The sequence below is a fragment of the Phytobacter sp. MRY16-398 genome (assembly GCF_003925915.1).
GTDB lineage: Bacteria > Pseudomonadota > Gammaproteobacteria > Enterobacterales > Enterobacteriaceae > Phytobacter > Phytobacter diazotrophicus.
Genome location: NZ_AP018756.1, coordinates 611,837 through 630,571, shown reverse-complemented (window position 1 = coordinate 630,571; position 18,735 = coordinate 611,837). Strand labels below are relative to the sequence as shown.

At 51.4% G+C, this 18,735-nt stretch carries 19 protein-coding genes and 2 tRNA genes; 5 read left to right on the top strand and 16 right to left on the bottom strand.

Annotation, left to right across the window (positions count from 1 at the left end):
• Positions 1-2 precede the first annotated feature (2 nt).
• From nusA to MRY16398_RS03040, 3 genes are all read right to left on the bottom strand, one after another.
• On the bottom strand, positions 3-1,490 hold the full coding sequence (gene nusA, locus MRY16398_RS03050) for a transcription termination factor NusA (protein ID WP_039077477.1): 1,488 nt from the start codon (positions 1,488-1,490) through the stop codon (positions 3-5).
• 28 nt (positions 1,491-1,518) lie between these two features.
• Complete coding sequence (gene rimP, locus MRY16398_RS03045) at positions 1,519-1,971, bottom strand: ribosome maturation factor RimP (RefSeq protein ID WP_047373469.1); 453 nt, start codon at positions 1,969-1,971, stop codon at positions 1,519-1,521.
• 208 nt (positions 1,972-2,179) lie between these two features.
• A tRNA-Met gene (locus MRY16398_RS03040) sits at positions 2,180-2,256 on the bottom strand.
• Positions 2,257-2,635: 379 nt separating this feature from the next.
• On the opposite strand from MRY16398_RS03040, the gene argG reads away from it, so the two are divergent.
• Positions 2,636-3,979 carry an argininosuccinate synthase gene (argG, locus tag MRY16398_RS03035; protein WP_039077476.1) on the top strand — a complete coding sequence of 448 codons (1,344 nt, stop codon included), beginning with the start codon at positions 2,636-2,638 and terminating at the stop codon, positions 3,977-3,979.
• Positions 3,980-4,161: 182 nt separating this feature from the next.
• Here argG and MRY16398_RS03030 read toward each other — a convergent pair.
• The 6 genes from MRY16398_RS03030 to rlmE form a co-directional block, all read right to left on the bottom strand.
• Positions 4,162-4,248 (bottom strand) — tRNA-Leu (locus tag MRY16398_RS03030).
• 11 nt (positions 4,249-4,259) lie between these two features.
• The gene (gene secG, locus MRY16398_RS03025; protein WP_071194444.1) at positions 4,260-4,592 is read right to left on the bottom strand and encodes a preprotein translocase subunit SecG; all 333 of its coding nucleotides are present in this window, start codon (positions 4,590-4,592) and stop codon (positions 4,260-4,262) included.
• Positions 4,593-4,818: 226 nt separating this feature from the next.
• Positions 4,819-6,156, bottom strand: coding sequence for a phosphoglucosamine mutase (glmM, locus tag MRY16398_RS03020; RefSeq protein ID WP_039077474.1), 1,338 nt, complete (start codon positions 6,154-6,156; stop codon positions 4,819-4,821).
• A complete protein-coding gene (folP, locus tag MRY16398_RS03015; RefSeq protein ID WP_079497058.1) occupies positions 6,149-7,003 on the bottom strand; it encodes a dihydropteroate synthase in 855 nt (284 codons plus the stop codon). Before folP ends, glmM begins: the two co-directional genes overlap by 8 nt.
• Before the next feature lie 100 nt (positions 7,004-7,103).
• Positions 7,104-9,035 (bottom strand): ATP-dependent zinc metalloprotease FtsH, encoded by a 1,932-nt coding sequence (gene ftsH, locus MRY16398_RS03010; RefSeq protein WP_039077472.1) that lies wholly within the window; start codon positions 9,033-9,035, stop codon positions 7,104-7,106.
• Positions 9,036-9,090: 55 nt separating this feature from the next.
• The gene (gene rlmE, locus MRY16398_RS03005) at positions 9,091-9,720 is read right to left on the bottom strand and encodes a 23S rRNA (uridine(2552)-2'-O)-methyltransferase RlmE (protein WP_039077471.1); all 630 of its coding nucleotides are present in this window, start codon (positions 9,718-9,720) and stop codon (positions 9,091-9,093) included.
• 121 nt (positions 9,721-9,841) lie between these two features.
• Between rlmE and yhbY the strand changes: the two genes are divergently transcribed.
• Positions 9,842-10,135 (top strand): ribosome assembly RNA-binding protein YhbY, encoded by a 294-nt coding sequence (gene yhbY / locus MRY16398_RS03000; protein ID WP_039077470.1) that lies wholly within the window; start codon positions 9,842-9,844, stop codon positions 10,133-10,135.
• A gap of 153 nt (positions 10,136-10,288) precedes the next feature.
• Here the strand turns inward: yhbY and greA are convergent, their stop codons facing one another.
• A complete protein-coding gene (gene greA, locus MRY16398_RS02995; protein ID WP_125123815.1) occupies positions 10,289-10,765 on the bottom strand; it encodes a transcription elongation factor GreA in 477 nt (158 codons plus the stop codon).
• A 249-nt stretch (positions 10,766-11,014) separates the two neighbouring features.
• Here greA and dacB point away from each other — a divergent pair, with 249 nt between their 5' ends.
• Positions 11,015-12,448, top strand: coding sequence for a serine-type D-Ala-D-Ala carboxypeptidase (dacB, locus tag MRY16398_RS02990; protein ID WP_125123814.1), 1,434 nt, complete (start codon positions 11,015-11,017; stop codon positions 12,446-12,448).
• 85 nt (positions 12,449-12,533) lie between these two features.
• On the opposite strand, the gene cgtA is transcribed toward dacB, so the two are convergent.
• The 4 genes from cgtA to rplU all read right to left on the bottom strand — a co-directional run bounded on the left by cgtA (position 12,534) and on the right by rplU (position 15,366).
• Positions 12,534-13,700 (bottom strand): Obg family GTPase CgtA, encoded by a 1,167-nt coding sequence (gene cgtA, locus MRY16398_RS02985; protein WP_039077467.1) that lies wholly within the window; start codon positions 13,698-13,700, stop codon positions 12,534-12,536.
• A gap of 15 nt (positions 13,701-13,715) precedes the next feature.
• Complete coding sequence (locus MRY16398_RS02980) at positions 13,716-14,681, bottom strand: DMT family transporter (RefSeq protein WP_039077466.1); 966 nt, start codon at positions 14,679-14,681, stop codon at positions 13,716-13,718.
• 95 nt (positions 14,682-14,776) lie between these two features.
• Complete coding sequence (gene rpmA / locus MRY16398_RS02975) at positions 14,777-15,034, bottom strand: 50S ribosomal protein L27 (protein ID WP_003861831.1); 258 nt, start codon at positions 15,032-15,034, stop codon at positions 14,777-14,779.
• Positions 15,035-15,054: 20 nt separating this feature from the next.
• Positions 15,055-15,366 (bottom strand): 50S ribosomal protein L21, encoded by a 312-nt coding sequence (gene rplU, locus MRY16398_RS02970; RefSeq protein ID WP_003025032.1) that lies wholly within the window; start codon positions 15,364-15,366, stop codon positions 15,055-15,057.
• A gap of 258 nt (positions 15,367-15,624) precedes the next feature.
• Here rplU and ispB point away from each other — a divergent pair, with 258 nt between their 5' ends.
• Together ispB and sfsB are read left to right on the top strand one after the other, a co-directional pair.
• Entirely contained in the window at positions 15,625-16,596 is a 972-nt protein-coding gene (ispB, locus tag MRY16398_RS02965; protein ID WP_125123813.1) for an octaprenyl diphosphate synthase, read from the top strand.
• A 208-nt stretch (positions 16,597-16,804) separates the two neighbouring features.
• Positions 16,805-17,077: a DNA-binding transcriptional regulator SfsB gene (sfsB, locus tag MRY16398_RS02960; protein WP_039077464.1), complete on the top strand. Its 273-nt coding sequence runs from the start codon at positions 16,805-16,807 to the stop codon at positions 17,075-17,077.
• A gap of 52 nt (positions 17,078-17,129) precedes the next feature.
• Here the strand turns inward: sfsB and murA are convergent, their stop codons facing one another.
• Both murA and ibaG read right to left on the bottom strand, forming a co-directional pair.
• Complete coding sequence (murA, locus tag MRY16398_RS02955; RefSeq protein ID WP_110295872.1) at positions 17,130-18,389, bottom strand: UDP-N-acetylglucosamine 1-carboxyvinyltransferase; 1,260 nt, start codon at positions 18,387-18,389, stop codon at positions 17,130-17,132.
• 53 nt (positions 18,390-18,442) lie between these two features.
• Positions 18,443-18,697, bottom strand: coding sequence for a BolA family iron metabolism protein IbaG (ibaG, locus tag MRY16398_RS02950; RefSeq protein ID WP_039077462.1), 255 nt, complete (start codon positions 18,695-18,697; stop codon positions 18,443-18,445).
• Positions 18,698-18,735: the final 38 nt, after the last annotated feature.

Genomic DNA, 18,735 nt, shown 5'->3' with positions numbered 1-18,735 from the left:
TATTACGCTTCGCCACCAAACCAGCAAATATTACGTGCGGCCATGATGAGCTCCCCGGCTTTCTCGTCGGTCAAACCGTCGATATCGCTCAGGTCATCTACGCCCTGGTCGGCGAGATCTTCCAGCGTACAAACACCGCGGGCTGCCAGTTTAAACGCCAACGCACGATCCAAACCTTCCAGGTTCAGCAGGTCTTCAGCCGGTTCTTTATTACCGATGCTTTCTTCCTGCGCCAGAGCCAGGGTGGTCAGGGCATTTTTCGCGCGTTCACGCAGGGCTTCAACGGTATCTTCATCCAGACCGTCGATTTCCAGCAGCTCTTTCATTGGCACATAGGCCAGTTCTTCCAGCGTGGAGAAACCTTCTTCAACCAGAACAGTGGCGAAGTCTTCGTCAATGTCGAGGTAGCGAGTGAAGGTGTCGATCGCTGCATGGGCTTCTGCCTGATGCTTCGCCTGCAGGTCTTCAACGGTCATCACGTTGAGTTCCCAGCCGCTCAGCTGTGAAGCCAGACGAACGTTCTGGCCATTACGGCCAATCGCCTGAGCCAGGTTACCGGCTTCAACTGCGATATCCATGGTGTGCTTGTCTTCATCAACAACGATAGAAGCAACATCAGCAGGCGCCATGGCGTTAATAACGAACTGCGCCGGGTTATCATCCCACAGGACGATATCGATTCGCTCGCCGCCCAGTTCGGTTGATACTGCCTGAACACGTGCGCCACGCATCCCTACACACGCACCGACCGGGTCGATACGTTTGTCGTTGGTTTTCACAGCAATTTTTGCACGAGAACCAGGATCGCGAGCAGCCGCTTTGATTTCGATAACTTCTTCGCCGATTTCCGGTACTTCAATGCGGAACAGTTCGATCAGCATCTCAGGTTTGGAACGCGTCACGAACAACTGTGCGCCACGCGCTTCGGGACGTACAGCATAGAGCACGCCGCGAATACGGTCGCCCGGACGGAAGTTTTCACGCGGCAGCATGTCTTCACGCAGAATGACAGCTTCGGCATTGCTACCCAGATCAAGCGTGATGTTGTCGCGGTTCACTTTCTTCACCACACCCGTGATGATCTCGCCTTCATGCTCACGGAACTGGTCAACAACCATTGCACGTTCAGCTTCGCGCACTTTCTGCACGATAACCTGTTTTGCCGTTTGGGTGGTAATACGGTCAAAGGTGACAGATTCAATCTGGTCTTCAACAAAATCACCAACATTCATGCTTTCGTCTTCGAAGCGAGCCGCTTCCAGCGTAATTTCGCGCGTCGGCTGGGTAACTTCTTCGACCACAACCCAACGGCGGAACGTATCGAAATCACCGCTCTTACGATCGATCTCTACGCGGACATCAATCTCTTGCTCGTATTTTTTCTTGGTTGCTGTAGCCAGAGCACTTTCCAGCGCTTCGAAGATTTTTTCACGCGGCAGCGCTTTTTCGTTAGAAACAGCTTCAACAACAGCCAAAATTTCTTTATTCATCGGGGGCCTTTCACCTCAATCCAGACTGTTAAAAGTGGGGGACCAGGTTCGCTTTCTGAATGTTACTCAATGCGAACACTTCATCTTTACCTTCGACCGTAACGGTGATCATCTCGCCATCGACACCTTTGATAACGCCTTGCCATTTGCGACGGTTCTGTACCGCCATACGCAAGACCAGCGACACCTCTTCACCCGTAAAACGCGCGTAGTGTTCCGCTGTAAATAAGGGACGATCAAGGCCTGGTGAGGACACTTCCAGGTTATAAGCAACGGTAATAGGATCTTCAACATCCATCACCGCGCTGACCTGGTGGCTGACATCGGCACAATCATCAACATTGATGCCATCTTCACTATCAATATAGATGCGCAGTGTAGATGTGCGACCACGCACAAATTCAATACCAACCAGCTCGTAGCCCAGTGCTTCAACCGGTGCTGTGATCATCTCTGTTAATTTTTGCTCTAATGTGGACAAGCCCACCCCCAAGACATAAAAAAAGGGCGTAAAGCCCAGTTATTCCGTAGTCAGATAACAAAAAACCCCGATAAATCGGGGCTTTAAATAACTGAACCCTATAGCCGCAACTGCGGCCTGGAGAACCTTCCGGGAGTATTTTTTTCAAATCCAGCGACGAAGGCGTTAAGTCTTCATAGTATATTTGAAAAAGAACACTTAGGGAAAGTGGTTGCGGGGGCCGGATTTGAACCGACGACCTTCGGGTTATGAGCCCGACGAGCTACCAGGCTGCTCCACCCCGCGCCTGAAACGTGGCAAATTCTACTCGGTTAGCAGAAGATTTGCAAATAATGCTGGGATTTGGTACCGAAGACGGGACGTATAATCTGCGTACATTATATTGATAAACATAACTATCTGTCAACCCTGACAGGTTTGCCTTTTATGCGCCCGGACTTGTATTATCATGCGCAATGGCGGATGCATTTTCAGAGGGCATTATCAGCCATTATTGCGATGAAAATTGCACTCTTCTCTTCCTGTCATCGCCAAAAAATGTTTAAATGAAAACTCATTTATTTTGCATAACCATTCATTATCGCAACAACAGTGAATGGTATTAAACATCATGGCGTGGCTGTTAAGTCTCTCACCATAGGTATATTAAGCAGGGATTTATTTTATGACGACGATTCTCAAGCATCTTCCGGTTGGTCAACGTATTGGTATCGCCTTCTCCGGGGGCCTAGATACCAGCGCGGCATTGCTGTGGATGCGCAAAAAAGGTGCCGTTCCTTACGCATACACTGCGAATCTGGGTCAACCGGACGAGGACGACTATGACGCAATTCCTCGTCGTGCAAAGGAATATGGCGCGGAGAATGCCCGCCTGATCGACTGCCGTAAGCAACTGGTTGCCGAAGGCATTGCCGCAATTCAGTGCGGCGCGTTTCATAACACAACGGGCGGCCTGACCTACTTCAACACCACCCCGCTCGGTCGTGCGGTAACCGGTACCATGCTCGTTGCTGCAATGAAAGAAGATGGCGTTAACATCTGGGGCGATGGCAGTACCTATAAAGGTAATGATATTGAGCGTTTCTATCGTTATGGCCTGTTGACCAACGCCGAGCTGAAAATCTATAAGCCGTGGCTGGATACCGATTTTATTGATGAGCTGGGCGGCCGTCAGGAAATGTCCGAATTCATGATCGCCTGTGGTTTCGACTACAAAATGTCCGTGGAAAAAGCGTATTCCACCGACTCGAACATGCTCGGCGCAACGCATGAAGCGAAGGACCTCGAATTCCTGAACTCCAGTGTGAAGATCGTAAACCCGATCATGGGCGTTAAGTTCTGGGATGAAAATGTAAAAATCCCGGCAGAAGAAGTGACCGTACGTTTTGAGCAAGGCCATCCGGTTGCCCTGAACGGTAAAACGTTTAGCGATGATGTTGAGCTAATGATGGAAGCTAACCGGATCGGTGGCCGTCACGGTCTGGGCATGAGCGACCAGATTGAAAACCGTATCATCGAAGCGAAAAGCCGCGGCATCTATGAAGCGCCGGGGATGGCGTTGCTGCATATCGCCTATGAACGTCTGCTGACCGGTATTCACAACGAAGACACTATTGAGCAGTATCATGCGCATGGTCGTCAGTTGGGTCGCTTGCTGTATCAGGGCCGCTGGTTCGACTCTCAGGCACTGATGCTGCGTGATGGTCTGCAACGCTGGGTGGCGAGCCAGATTACGGGTGAAGTGACGCTGGAACTGCGTCGCGGTAACGACTACTCCATCCTGAATACTGTGTCTGATAACCTGACTTATAAGCCAGAACGTCTGACCATGGAGAAAGGCGATTCCGTATTCTCTCCGGATGATCGTATTGGTCAGTTGACGATGCGTAACCTGGACATTACCGATACACGTGAAAAACTGTTCGGTTATGCGCAGTCCGGTCTTCTTTCCGCCTCTTCTGCGACAGGTCTGCCGCAGGTAGAAAATCTGGAAAACAAAGCTAAATAAGCGCTGATCAAAAATGAGAAAAGCCGCGAAAGCGGCTTTTTTTATGCCATACATTTATGCAGTAACATCACGCCGTGGAGACGATAGCCATCAACCCGTGTCCGAGTCACATACATACAAGTGCATGGCCTTTTCTACAGACGAAAAAAAAGACGCTTATTAGCGTCTTTCTTTCGGAATATTGGTACCGAGGATGGGACTCGAACCCACAAGCCCGTTAGGGCACTACCACCTCAAGGTAGCGTGTCTACCAATTCCACCACCTCGGTACGACGACTTCTTATTTCGGGATATCGCTGCTCGGCTGCGCCGGAGCTGCTGGCTGAGTCTGCTCAGTTTGAGCCGGAGCACTCAGTCTTTCCCATTCACTTCCTTTATTGGTTTTGTTGGTATTAATGTTACCCAGCACCAGACTGATGATGAAGAACAGTGTCGCCAACACAGCAGTCATACGGGTCATGAAGTTACCAGAACCACTTGAACCGAACAACGTTGCAGAAGCGCCTGCGCCAAATGAGGCTCCCATATCAGCGCCTTTACCTTGCTGCAGCATGATTAAACCAACAAGGCCAATTGCCACAATAAGGAAAACAACTAAAAGAGCTTCGTACATAATCAACCTGTTCCTTGCGGGGTTGCCGCATGCCAATGCTTCAAACCAATAAAAGTGGGGTTGTTAATGTTTCCCACTGAAGCGGGTGTGAATACTAACCAAAGCGAATCACCTTCGCAAGGCCATTTTAATCGCATTTTATCAAGTGAGGAAAAAAACAGCAAAAACGGGGATGTCGCGCATTAAAAAGGCAGCAAACGCCGCCTTTTTAGACACTTAATGACCGTTAAACCGCTTTAACCGCATCGGCGATACGGTTGGCAAATGCGACAACGTGCTCTTCAACCTCGCCTTCCACCATGACGCGAATCAGTGGTTCAGTGCCGGATTTACGCAACAGCACACGGCCACGATTCCCCAGTGCCGCTTCAACCTCAGCGGTCACGCTTTTAACCTGCTCATCTTCAAGCGGATCAATATCACTGGAGGTGTAACGCACATTCACCAGTACCTGAGGGAACATTGTCATCCCGCTGCACAAATCATGCAGGCTCATATGATTACGCACCATCGCCGCCACAACCTGCAAGCCCGCGACAATGCCATCGCCTGTCGTGGTTTTGTCCAGCAGAATGACGTGGCCCGAGTTCTCCGCACCAAGGCGCCAGCCTTTTTCCTGCAATTTCTCCAGCACATAGCGGTCGCCCACTTTCGCACGTGCAAACGGAATGCCGAGCTGTTTGAGCGCCAGTTCCAGCCCCATATTGCTCATCAGTGTACCGACAGCACCGCCGCGCAGTTGGCCCTGACGCAGGGCTTCGCGAGCGATGATATAGAGAATTTGGTCACCATCGACTTTGTTGCCTTCGTGGTCAACCATGATCACACGGTCACCGTCGCCATCAAAAGCGATACCTAAATCTGCTTTTTCACTCAGAACGCGTTGCTGCAATGCCCGGACATCCGTTGCGCCGCAGTTTTCATTGATGTTGACGCCATCAGGCTCGCAACCCATTGCGATCACTTTCGCACCCAGCTCACGGAAGACACTCGGGGCAATGTGGTAGGTAGCGCCATTCGCGCAGTCCACAACGATTTTAAGCGTGTTCAGGCTGAGCTCATTCGGGAATGTGGCTTTGCAAAATTCGATATAGCGGCCAGCGGCATCCACGATACGGCTGGCTTTCCCCAGCTCTGCTGAATCCACGCAGGTCAGCTCTTTTTCCATCTCAGCTTCAATGGCTTCCTCTACCGCGTCCGGCAGCTTGGTACCGTCGATAGAAAAGAACTTAATGCCGTTGTCATAAAAAGGGTTATGTGATGCGGAGATGACAATACCCGCTTCCGCACGAAACGTACGGGTCAGGTATGCCACTGCGGGAGTGGGCATCGGCCCGGTAAAAGAGGCAGATAACCCCGCAGCAGCGAGACCCGCTTCGAGTGCGGATTCCAGCATATAGCCGGAAATTCGGGTGTCTTTGCCAATAATAATTTTGCGTGAGCCATGACGGGCCAGCACCTTACCAGCCGCCCAGCCCAGCTTAAGCACAAAGTCAGGGGTAATTGGCGCATCACCAACGCGACCACGGATGCCATCGGTGCCAAAATATTTACGATTACTCATAGCGTTTGTTTTCCTTCGCTGACGCTGACAGTGTGGCTTCCACCACCCGCATGGCTTCAACCGTTTCTTTTACATCGTGGACACGAATAATGTGCGCACCTTGCATGGCGGCAATCACCGCACATGCCAGGCTACCACTCAACCTTTCGTTCGGGCCAACATTCAGTAACTGGCCAACCATCGATTTACGCGACATTCCTACCAACAGGGGCAGGTTAAAATGATGAAACTCCGCCAGGCGGGCGAGGAGCGCGTAGTTGTGTGAGAGATTTTTACCGAAACCAAATCCAGGGTCGAGTAACAATTTCTCTTTTGAGATACCTGCCCGCTCGCACCGGGCAATATGATTTATAAAGAAGCTATTCACATCCGTAAATACGTCATCATACTTAGGCGCTTCCTGCATCGTTTTTGGCTGGCCCTGCATATGCATCAGGCAAACAGGCAAACCTGTTTCTGCAGCGGCTTCCAGCGCGCCGGGTTCAGTCAGCGAACGGATATCATTGATGATATGCGCCCCTACTCTTGCCGACTCACGGATAACGTCGGGTTTAGAGGTATCGACAGAAATCCACACTTCAAAGCGCTGCGCTATCGCTTCGACGACCGGAATAACGCGCTCCAGCTCTTCCTCTACACTGACATCTGCCGCCCCCGGACGCGTAGATTCGCCACCGACATCGACAATCGTTGCGCCAGCATTAATCATCAGATTGGCATGCCTGACCGCCTCGACCAACGTGTTATGCGTTCCGCCATCGGAAAAAGAATCCGGCGTTACATTGAGAATTCCCATCACATGCGGATGAGAAAGATCGAGGGTGGTGCCCTGGGCATGCAATTTCATGACGTAAAACCTTTTTGAATATTTGGTTGTGTAAAAAAGAAAAACCCCGGAGCAAGCCCCAGGGTTTCAGCAAAAGAACACATTATCGACAATAGAAAACTTACTTGTCGCCCAACTGTTCAGACATCGTGTTACCCGGGTTCGGCGTACGCGGTTCATCTACCGGACGCGGTGCACGCGGAGTGCCATTGCTGTCAGAATTGTTGGTGCCTGGTTCTTCCCAGCCAGCAGGCGGGCGAACATCACGGCGAGCCATCAGATCATCAATCTGCGGCGCGTCGATGGTCTCATATTTCATGAGCGCATCTTTCATCGCGTGCAGGATGTCCATGTTTTCATTCAGGAGTTGACGCGCACGATTGTAATTACGTTCAATCAGCGATTTCACTTCCTGGTCGATGATACGCGCGGTCTCATCGGACATATGTTTGGCTTTCGCGACGCTACGGCCGAGGAATACTTCACCCTCTTCTTCGGCGTACAGCAACGGACCGAGTTTGTCAGAGAAGCCCCACTGCGTCACCATGTTGCGCGCCAGGTTGGTCGCGACTTTGATGTCGTTCGACGCGCCGGTAGAAACATGTTCAACGCCGTAGATGATCTCTTCCGCCAGACGGCCGCCGTACAGCGTGGAGATCTGGCTTTCCAGCTTCTGACGGCTGGCGCTGATTGCGTCACCTTCAGGCAGGAAGAAGGTCACACCCAGCGCACGGCCGCGCGGAATAATCGTCACTTTATGCACCGGATCGTGTTCCGGCACCAGACGACCAATAATCGCATGGCCCGCCTCGTGGTAAGCGGTAGATTCTTTCTGCGCTTCCGTCATCACCATGGAGCGGCGTTCCGCACCCATCATGATTTTGTCTTTCGCTTTTTCGAACTCAACCATTGAAACGACGCGCTTGTTGCCACGAGCAGCAAACAGCGCTGCCTCATTCACCAGGTTCGCCAGATCCGCACCGGAGAAACCAGGCGTACCACGCGCGATAATTGCCGCATCAATATCCGGAGAGAGCGGTACGCGACGCATATGCACTTTCAGGATTTGCTCACGACCGCGAACATCCGGCAGACCCACAACGACCTGGCGGTCAAAGCGGCCCGGACGCAACAGCGCAGGGTCGAGAACGTCCGGACGGTTAGTCGCAGCAATAACGATGATACCTTCGTTACCTTCGAAACCATCCATCTCAACCAGCATCTGGTTAAGCGTCTGCTCGCGTTCATCGTGACCACCGCCTAAGCCAGCGCCACGCTGGCGACCGACGGCGTCGATTTCATCGATGAAGATAATGCATGGTGCTGCTTTTTTGGCTTGTTCGAACATGTCACGCACACGGGATGCACCGACACCAACGAACATTTCCACAAAGTCAGAACCAGAAATGGTAAAGAATGGAACCTTCGCTTCACCCGCGATAGCTTTTGCGAGCAGCGTTTTACCAGTACCCGGAGGGCCGACCATCAGAACGCCTTTCGGGATTTTACCGCCCAGTTTCTGGAAGCGGCTCGGCTCACGCAGGTACTCAACCAGTTCACCCACTTCTTCTTTCGCTTCGTCACAGCCTGCGACATCGGCAAAAGTGGTTTTGATCTGGTCTTCCGTCAACATTCGCGCTTTGCTTTTACCGAACGACATGGCGCCTTTGCCACCGCCGCCCTGCATTTGGCGCATAAAGAATATCCAGACCCCAATCAGCAACAGCATCGGGAACCAGGAAATAAAGATTGAAGCCAGCAGGCTCGGTTCTTCCGGCGGCTCGCCAACCACTTTGACATTTTTAGTCAGCAGGTTATCAAGCAGTTTCGGATCGTTCACCGGGATGTAAGTCGTGTAACGGTTACTATCTTTCTTGGTAACGTTGATCTCACGTCCGTTGATACGCGCTTCGCGAACCTGGTCCTGGTTGACCTCCTGCAGGAAGGTAGAATAATCCACCTTACGGCCATTAGACTCGCTGGGCCCAAAGCTCTGGAATACTGACATCAGCACAACGGCAATGACCAGCCAGAGTATTAGGTTTTTCGCCATGTCACTCAAGGGATTAACCTCATATTACAACTGTGTTAAAAACAGCGTCAGGTTACTATAGTTTTCGCCCGGTCGCTACAATGTACACTTCTCGTGAACGGGCACGGGAAGAGTCCGGCTTACGAACTTTCACTTTCGTAAACAGAGAGCGAATTTCCCTAAGGTACTCATCGAAACCTTCGCCCTGAAAGACTTTCACAACAAAACCACCACCAGGCGCTAACACATCCCGGCACATCTGCAGCGCCAGTTCCACCAGGTACATAGAGCGGGGAATATCAACTGCTGGGGTTCCGCTCATGTTTGGTGCCATATCTGACATGACAACTTGTACTTTACTGTCCCCGACTCGATCCAGTAATGCTTTCAGGACTAATTCATCACGAAAGTCACCCTGAAGAAAGTCCACACCAACGATTGGATCCATAGGTAAAAGATCACACGCGATGATACGGCCTGTGCCCCCGATTTGCGTGACCGCATATTGCGACCAGCCACCAGGAGCAGCACCGAGATCGACAACCGTCATTCCCGGCTTAAAAAGTTTGTCACTTTGCTGTATTTCATCAAGTTTAAACCAGGCACGGGAACGCAACCCTTTTTTCTGCGCCTGTTGAACATATTTATCGCTAAAGTGTTCCTGAAGCCAGCGACTCGAGCTGGCAGAACGCTTCTTACCTGTCATTTCACATTCCGTCTGGGTTCATCGTATACAGCAACGTAAAATTACACGCGGCGATTTGGTGATATATGGGAGATGGCGGTAGAATGACCCGTTTTCAATCCCAACGTAAGCAAAATATACGATGAATCTGAGTACTAAACAAAAACAGCACCTGAAAGGTCTGGCACATCCGCTCAAGCCTGTAGTTATGCTTGGCAATAATGGTTTGACCGAAGGGGTACTGGCCGAGATCGAACAAGCGTTAGAGCACCATGAACTTATCAAGGTCAAAATCGCTACCGAAGACCGCGAGACTAAAACCTTGATCGTGGAAGCTATTGTACGCGAAACCGGCGCCTGTAACGTACAGGTCATCGGTAAAACGCTGGTGCTTTATCGTCCTGCTAAAGAGCGCAAAATCTCGCTGCCGCGCTAAGAATATCCTTAATTGAACACAAAATCTGTGTAAAACGAGGGGTTTTCGCTAACAGACGAGCAAAATGCCATGCTCACTGAGTTGTTAAAAGGCCGCAATGCGGCCTTTTTCTTTTCTTTACAATACGTCAACAACTGCGGTTAACGAAATTATTCAGAGGTATTCCACTTTGATAATTTCGAATTCGACATCACCGCCCGGGGTACGAATGACAACGACATCGTCTTGTTCTTTACCGATCAGGCCACGCGCGATCGGTGAATTTACGGAGATCAGATTCTGCTTAAAGTCAGCTTCGTCGTCACCCACGATGCGATAAGTCTGCTCTTCCTCGGTATCCAGATTAAGCACAGTTACCGTACTACCAAAAATCACACGCCCATTGTTCGGCATTTTAGTGATATCGATAACCTGTGCGTTGGACAGTTTCGCTTCGATATCTTTGATACGCCCTTCACAAAAGCCTTGCTGTTCGCGGGCCGCATGGTATTCCGCATTTTCTTTCAGGTCACCATGCTCACGCGCTTCCGCGATCGCGGCAATAATTTCAGGACGGCGCACAGATTTCAAAAAATCCAGCTCTTCGCGCAGTTTTTCGGCACCACGTAAGGTCATCGGAATAGCTTGCATTTGTTATACCTCTTAAACATTCCTGTAAGGAGCAGTCTCCCGCCCCGGCTGCTATGTCTGCCCGGATTCAGGCGCATAACCCCCGACCAGAAGCAAAAGAAAACTGACCCGGAGACAAAGCCCCAGGTCAGCAGTAATTTTTCAATTTGATACGCATTTTACCCGGAAGTTCACTATGGGTCATCGTTTACTTTCCGGGTCGATGCGCCGTAGTATGACGGCTTGTTTCCAGGTTGTTAGCGCGAGATTATGCGATTTTCCAGATTTTTCATCGGATTGACCACAAGTATAGCCCTGAATGCCCAGGCCGCGAATGTCGACGAGTACATTAACCAATTACCGGACGGCGCGAACCTTGCCCTCATGGTGCAAAAGGTAGGTGCACAAGAACCGGACATCGATTATCACGGCAAGCAAATGGCTTTACCGGCGAGTACGCAAAAAGTCATTACCGCGCTGGCTGCTTTATTACAGCTTGGCCCTGATTTCCGTTTCACCACCACGCTGGAGAGTAAAGGTACGGTTACCGATGGTGTATTGAAAGGGGACTTGGTAGCGAGATTTGGCGGCGATCCGACGTTAAAACGTCAGAATATCCGCAATATGGTCGCTATCCTGAAAAAATCCGGTGTGCAAAAAATCGAGGGTAATGTTCTCATCGATACATCGATTTTTGCCAGCCATGACAAAGCCCCCGGCTGGCCATGGAACGACATGACCCAGTGTTTCAGCGCCCCGCCCGCCGCCGCTATTGTTGACCGCAACTGTTTCTCTGTTTCGTTATACAGCGCGCAGAAACCCGGAGACCTCGCCTATATCCGCGTCGCATCGTACTACCCCGTGAACATGTTCAGCCAGGTTCGTACACTGGCACGCGGCGCATCCGAAGGGCAATACTGCGAACTGGATGTTGTACCAGGCGATTTAAACCGCTTCACGCTCACCGGCTGCCTGCCACAACGTACTGACCCGCTTCCACTGGCTTTTGCTATTCAGGACGGCGCCAGTTATGCGGGGGCCATAATCAAGGCAGAACTCAAGGATGCAGGCATTACCTATACGGGAACCCTGCTGCGCCAGACCCAAGTCAACGAACCTGGTACAGTTATCGCCAGCACGCAATCAGCCCCTTTGCACGATTTGCTGAAAATCATGCTGAAAAAATCGGACAACATGATTGCCGATACCGTTTTCCGCATGATTGGTCATGCCCACTTTGGCGTACCGGGAACCTGGCGCGCTGGTTCTGATGCAGTTCGTCAAATTCTGCGTCAGCAAGCCGGTGTGGACATCGGAAACACGATCATTGCGGATGGCTCCGGCCTGTCGCGCCATAATCTGATTGCCCCTGCCACTATGATGCAGGTACTCCAGTATATTGCCCAGCATGACAGCGAGCTTAACTACATCTCTATGCTACCGCTTGCGGGCTATGATGGCTCATTGCAGTATCGCGCGGGCCTGCATGAGGCTGGTGTGGACGGCAAGGTTTCCGCTAAAACAGGTTCACTGCAAGGCGTTTACAATCTGGCAGGCTTTATTACTACCGCCAGTGGGCAGCGAATGGCCTTCGTGCAATATCTGTCAGGTTATGCGGTAGAACCCGCCGATCAGCGTAACCGCCGTATTCCACTGGTTCGCTTTGAAAGCCGTCTGTACAAAGATATCTACCAGAACAACTAATAAAAAAGCCGGGTAGCGTTAACGCTTTCCCGGCTCAGAGTGCCTGTAACCCCGTCAGGCTTGCGCCTGCGGGGAAGTAGCAGAATCAATGCTTATAGATGAACTCAACGCCTTCTTCGTCATCTTCGTCCCAATCATCATCGTCCAGGTCGTCTTCTTCATTTTCTTCAAGCTGCTGACGGTGGTAATCGTCCCACATAAACTCGACTTTCTCTGGCTGCTTCTCTTCCTGCGCCTGAGTGATCGGATTTTCGATGATAAAGGTCATCACATCCCAGCAGAGATCCTTAACACCTTGCTGGCTGGCCGCAGAGATAAGGTAATATTTATCTTCCCAGCCCAATGCTTCGGCGATCTCCTTGGCTTTGGCTTCTGCTGTGGCTTTGTCCATCAGGTCAATTTTATTGAAGACCAGCCAACGCGGTTTAGCCGCCAGTTTTTCGCTGTATTTTTCCAGCTCGCCAATGATGATCCGCGCGTTATCAACCGGATCAGAGCCATCAATCGGATCGATATCGATCAGATGCAGCAATACGCGGCAGCGCTCAAGATGCTTGAGGAAGCGAATGCCCAGACCGGCACCTTCAGATGCCCCTTCAATCAGCCCCGGGATGTCCGCGACAACAAAGCTTTTTTCGTTATCCATACGCACGACGCCAAGGCTTGGCACCAGCGTGGTAAACGGATAGTCAGCCACTTTAGGTTTTGCCGCAGAGACCGCTCGGATGAAAGTCGATTTGCCCGCATTCGGCATACCCAGCATCCCCACATCCGCCAGCAGCATCAGCTCCAGCATGAGGTCGCGTTTATCACCCGGCGTACCCATCGTCTTCTGACGCGGCGTACGGTTAACGGATGATTTGAAACGGGTATTACCCAGACCGTGCCAGCCGCCTTTCGCCACCATCAGACGCTGACCGTGTTTGGTCATATCACCCATGGTTTCGCCAGTGCCCTGGTCAATCACACGCGTACCCACGGGTACTTTCACCGTCACATCTTTACCGCGTTTACCCGTGCAGTCACGGCTTTGACCGTTCTGCCCACGTTCAGCGCGAAAAGATTTTTCAAAGCGGTAGTCAATCAGGGTGTTCAGGTTCTCGTCTGCTTCCAGCCACACGTCGCCACCATCACCACCGTCACCGCCATCCGGGCCACCGTTAGGAATGTATTTTTCGCGACGGAAGCTCACACAACCGTTACCACCGTCACCCGCCACGACCAGGATGACCGCTTCATCAACAAACTTCATTTTACTCTCCGTAACTCATTCGCCTGAGCGGGGCAAAGTGACAATCACTTCGCGCTTGCGCCAGCGTCCCCAAAGACGATGGCCAATGGCGGAATACATTGCTCCCGCAACCACGACAAACGCACCGAGATAACCGATAAGGTTTAACATCGGTCTGGCGAAAACATCGGGCCAGGCCATTGATAATAAATCTGAAAAAAACAGCGTAAACAGCGGCGTCAGGGTGATGAGCGCGCTGACCTGCGCGGCCTGCCAGCGCGCCATTGCTTCCGCCAGCGCGCCATAGCCAACCAGTGTATTCAGGCCACAAAAAAACAGACACGCAAGTTGCCAGTTGCTGAGCTGGGAAATCACTCCGGGCCTGGCTAACGGCAGTAACGCTATCGTACATAAAGTGTACAGCAAAAAGAGTATCTGTTGTGAAGCCAGACGCCTCAATAATACTTTTTGCGCGACACCATAACTGACCCAAACCGTTGCCGCCCCGACACCGAAAATAACGCCCCAGGTGTAGTCGGTCAGTTTGGTAAAAATCTCTATCAGGCTGGTATTGAAAAACATGACCAGACCGCAAAGCAACATAATTGCGCCTATCACCTGCGTCCCGCGCATCTTCTCTTTCAGGATAAAGACGCTGGCTACCATCATGCCGACCGGTGAAAGCTGACCAATCACCTGGGACGCCGTGGGGCTAAGATATTGCAGGGAAGAACTAAACAGGATGAAGTTACCGAACAGACCGCCCGTCGCAATAGCCAGCATTACCAGCCAGCGCGGCTTACGAAAGATACGCAGCGGTGGAAGCTTGCCTTTAACGGCCAGAATGGCCCCCAGGCCAATGCTCGCCATTAGAAAGCGATAAAACACCACCGTCGGGGGTTCCATCACTGTCAGCACCTGTTTCATTGCAATTGGCAGTGCACCCCAACACATTGCGGTGGTGAGCGCCAAAAGAATACCAATGCCAGCCTGCTGCTTCATGCCCGTTTTCCCTACAGAAACTTTTCCGGACTTCTAATGTAAAAAGCCCCGCAACGTGTTGCGGGGCTTTCATCCGTTACCGGACCACGAAAAACTTACTCAGCAACGATGCTGATGTATTTACGGTTGTTCGGGCCTTTAACTTCAAATTTCACTTTACCGTCTGCTTTAGCAAACAGAGTGTGGTCACGACCGCAACCTACGTTAGTACCAGCGTGGAATTTGGTGCCACGTTGACGAACGATGATGCTACCCGCCAGAACGGATTCGCCACCGAAACGCTTAACGCCGAGGCGTTTAGCTTCTGAATCGCGACCGTTACGAGTTGAGCCGCCAGCCTTTTTATGTGCCATTTAAATCTACTCCTCAGGTCTTAGGCGCTGATGCCAGTGATTTTCACATCAGTGAACCACTGACGATGGCCCTGTTGCTTACGATAGTGTTTACGACGACGAAACTTAACGATTTTAACTTTCTCGCCACGACCGTGAGCAACAACTTCAGCTTTGATTACGCCGCCATCAACGAAAGGAACGCCGATTTTGACTTCTTCACCGTTTGCGATCATCAGAACTTCAGCGAATTCAACAGATTCGCCAGTTGCGATGTCCAGCTTTTCCAGGCGAACGGTCTGACCTTCGCTTACTCGGTGTTGTTTACCACCACTTTGGAAAACCGCGTACATAAAAAACTCCGCTTCCGCGCACATCATCGTGTGATTCAGAGTGCGCTATAAATATTCACAATAGGGCGCGAATATTACGCAAAACGCGAGCCTTTGACAAGAGCGATCGTCAATCCATGCAGAAAAAAAACACAATGCGTAGGGTAACGTTTATCTGGCGCGTTTTTTCAGTACAATCAACAATACTATTCTAACCCGTAACCCTTCGTTATCCCATTTTGATATGTGGTAAACAGGACTGAAAGCCCGGCTTTTGCGATGAATTTAGAAAAAATCAATGAGTTAACCGCGCAAGATATGGCGGGTGTTAATGCGACAATCCTGCAACAGCTCAACTCTGATGTTCAGCTAATCAACCAGTTGGGTTATTACATTGTTAGCGGCGGCGGTAAACGTATCCGTCCAATGATTGCCGTACTGGCAGCGCGTGCCGTTGGCTACGAAGGCAACGCGCATGTGACCATCGCCGCGTTAATCGAATTTATCCACACGGCGACGCTGCTTCACGACGATGTTGTGGATGAATCAGATATGCGCCGCGGCAAAGCCACCGCTAACGCTGCGTTTGGTAACGCGGCCAGCGTACTGGTCGGTGATTTTATTTACACCCGCGCCTTTCAGATGATGACCAGCCTTGGCTCGCTAAAAGTACTGGAAGTCATGTCCGAAGCGGTGAATGTAATAGCCGAAGGTGAAGTTCTGCAGTTGATGAATGTCAATGACCCGAACATCACCGAAGAGAACTACATGCGCGTAATTTACAGCAAGACCGCGCGTCTGTTTGAAGCGGCAGCCCAGTGTTCTGGTTTACTGGCGGGTTGCAGTGGCACACAAGAAAAAGCGTTGCAGGATTATGGCCGCTATCTGGGTACTGCCTTCCAGCTCATCGATGATTTGCTGGACTACAGTGCAGATGGTGAAACGCTGGGTAAAAACACCGGCGATGACCTCAACGAAGGTAAACCGACTCTCCCCTTGCTGCATGCGATGCATAATGGCACTGCAGAGCAGGCACAAATGATTCGTGAAGCCATTGAGCAGGGCAACGGACGACATCTTCTGGAACCTGTTCTGGAAGCTATGGCAGCCTGTGGTTCGCTGGAATGGACGCGTCGTCGCGCGGAGGAAGAGGCGGATAAAGCTATCGCTGCTCTACAGATTCTTCCGGACTCCCCATGGCGTGAAGCCCTCATTGGCCTGGCCCATATCGCGGTCCAACGCGATCACTGATCACCTTGCTTTCCCGCTGACAACGGGAAAGCGCCAATAAGTTCCTATAAAAATCAACTTAGATTCAAAAACCCATGTTTTTCAGCCTTGATGGATTCTTAAAGCTATCACTCTTACTTGAACTTTTTAGAGCAAAAGCTCTTATATAGTCATGTTAAGCAATAGAATATTGCCATAGCGTTTTAATGGCTTTCACCAGGGAGAGAAAATGGAAAGTAAATTCATTGACTGGCACCCGGCGGATATCATTGCCGGACTGCACAAAAAAGGGACATCACTGGCCGCAGAATCACGCAAGTGTGGTTTGAGTTCATCGACATTGGCGAACGCGCTAACACGCTCCTGGCCAAAAGGAGAGCTCATCATTGCCCGCGCGCTGGATACCGATCCCTGGGTGATATGGCCATCGCGCTATCACGATCCCGTAACCCATGAATTTATCGACAGAACCAGCATGATGCGGCAAAGGAAGCCAAAATAAACAGGATAACCCCCTTCCCGAAACGGGTTGGGGGTTTTAGTGCAAAGAGAGATTATTCGCCTTTTACGCGCTCAATATGGGCGCCCAGCGCACTCAGCTTGTCTTCAATGCGTTCGTAACCGCGATCGATATGGTAAATACGATCCACGATTGTCGTCCCTTCCGCGATACAACCCGCCAGCACGAGGCTTGCAGACGCGCGCAGGTCGGTCGCCATCACTTGCGCGCCGGAGAGTTTTTCAACGCCGTGACAAATCGCGGTGTTGCTTTCGATTTCCGCATGCGCGCCCATACGAATCAGTTCCGGGATGTGCATAAAACGGTTTTCGAAGATCGTCTCGGTGATCACACCCGTGCCTTCCGCAACCAGGTTCAGCAATGTGAACTGTGCCTGCATGTCTGTCGGGAACGCCGGGTGCGGCGCAGTGCGCACGTTGACGGCCTTCGGACGCTTACCATGCATATCCAGGCTTACCCAGTCGTCGCCCACTTCGATTTCCGCACCGGCTTCGCGCAGCTTAGCCAGCACGGCGTCAAGGGTATCGGGTTTCGCGTTACGGCAGATGATTTTGCCACCAGAGATTGCGGCAGCTACCAGGAAGGTGCCTGTTTCAATGCGGTCCGGCAGCACACGATAGACACCGCCGCCCAGACGCTCAACGCCTTCAATGGTGACACGGTCGGTACCCTGACCGCTGATTTTCGCCCCCAGCGCATTGAGGAAGTTCGCAGTATCAACGATTTCCGGCTCACGCGCGGCGTTTTCGATGATAGTTGTCCCCTCAGCCAGGGTTGCCGCCGTCATGATGGTGACGGTCGCGCCAACGCTGACCTTATCCATGACGATATGCGCGCCTTTCAGGCGACCATTAACGCTCGCTTTGACATAACCTTCTTCCAGCTTAATTTCTGCACCAAGCTGTTCCAGACCCGTGATATGCAGATCTACCGGACGCGCGCCAATGGCACAGCCCCCCGGTAAGGAAACCTGTCCCTGACCAAAACGCGCGACCAGTGGTCCCAGCGCCCAGATAGAGGCACGCATGGTTTTGACCAGATCGTAAGGTGCGCAGAATACGTTAACCTTGCTCGCATCGATCCAGACTGAACCGTTGCGTTCAACTTTGGTACCCAGCTGGCTCAGCAGCTTCATGGTGGTATCAATGTCTTTCAGTTTCGGAACGTTGCGGATCTCTACCGGTTCTTCTGCCAGCAGTGCGGCAAAAAGGATCGGTAACGCGGCGTTTTTAGCACCTGAAATTGTGACTTCGCCCTGGAGCCGGGTTGGCCCCTGTACACGAAACTTATCCATTCATCTGATCTCTGTTAAGAATTCACACGCGCTGCGGGCGTAATACCCGTAGCTCAAAAACCGTTTAGTTTGCGATCGCGTGCCCACTCTTGCGGGGTATACGCTTTGATCGAGAGTGCGTGAATGCGGTTGTCCGCTATATATTCCGCTAATGGGCCATACACGGCCTGCTGTTTTTTGACCCGGCTCATGCCGTCAAAAATCTCACCCACAGCAATAACCTGAAAGTGACTGCCGTCGCCAGTGACGTGGGCTTCCTGGAGAGAGAGTGCGTTCATCAGCACTGTCTGAATTTCATGATTTTCCATGGGCGTTAATTTCATCTGATAGTGAAAACAGCCCCACA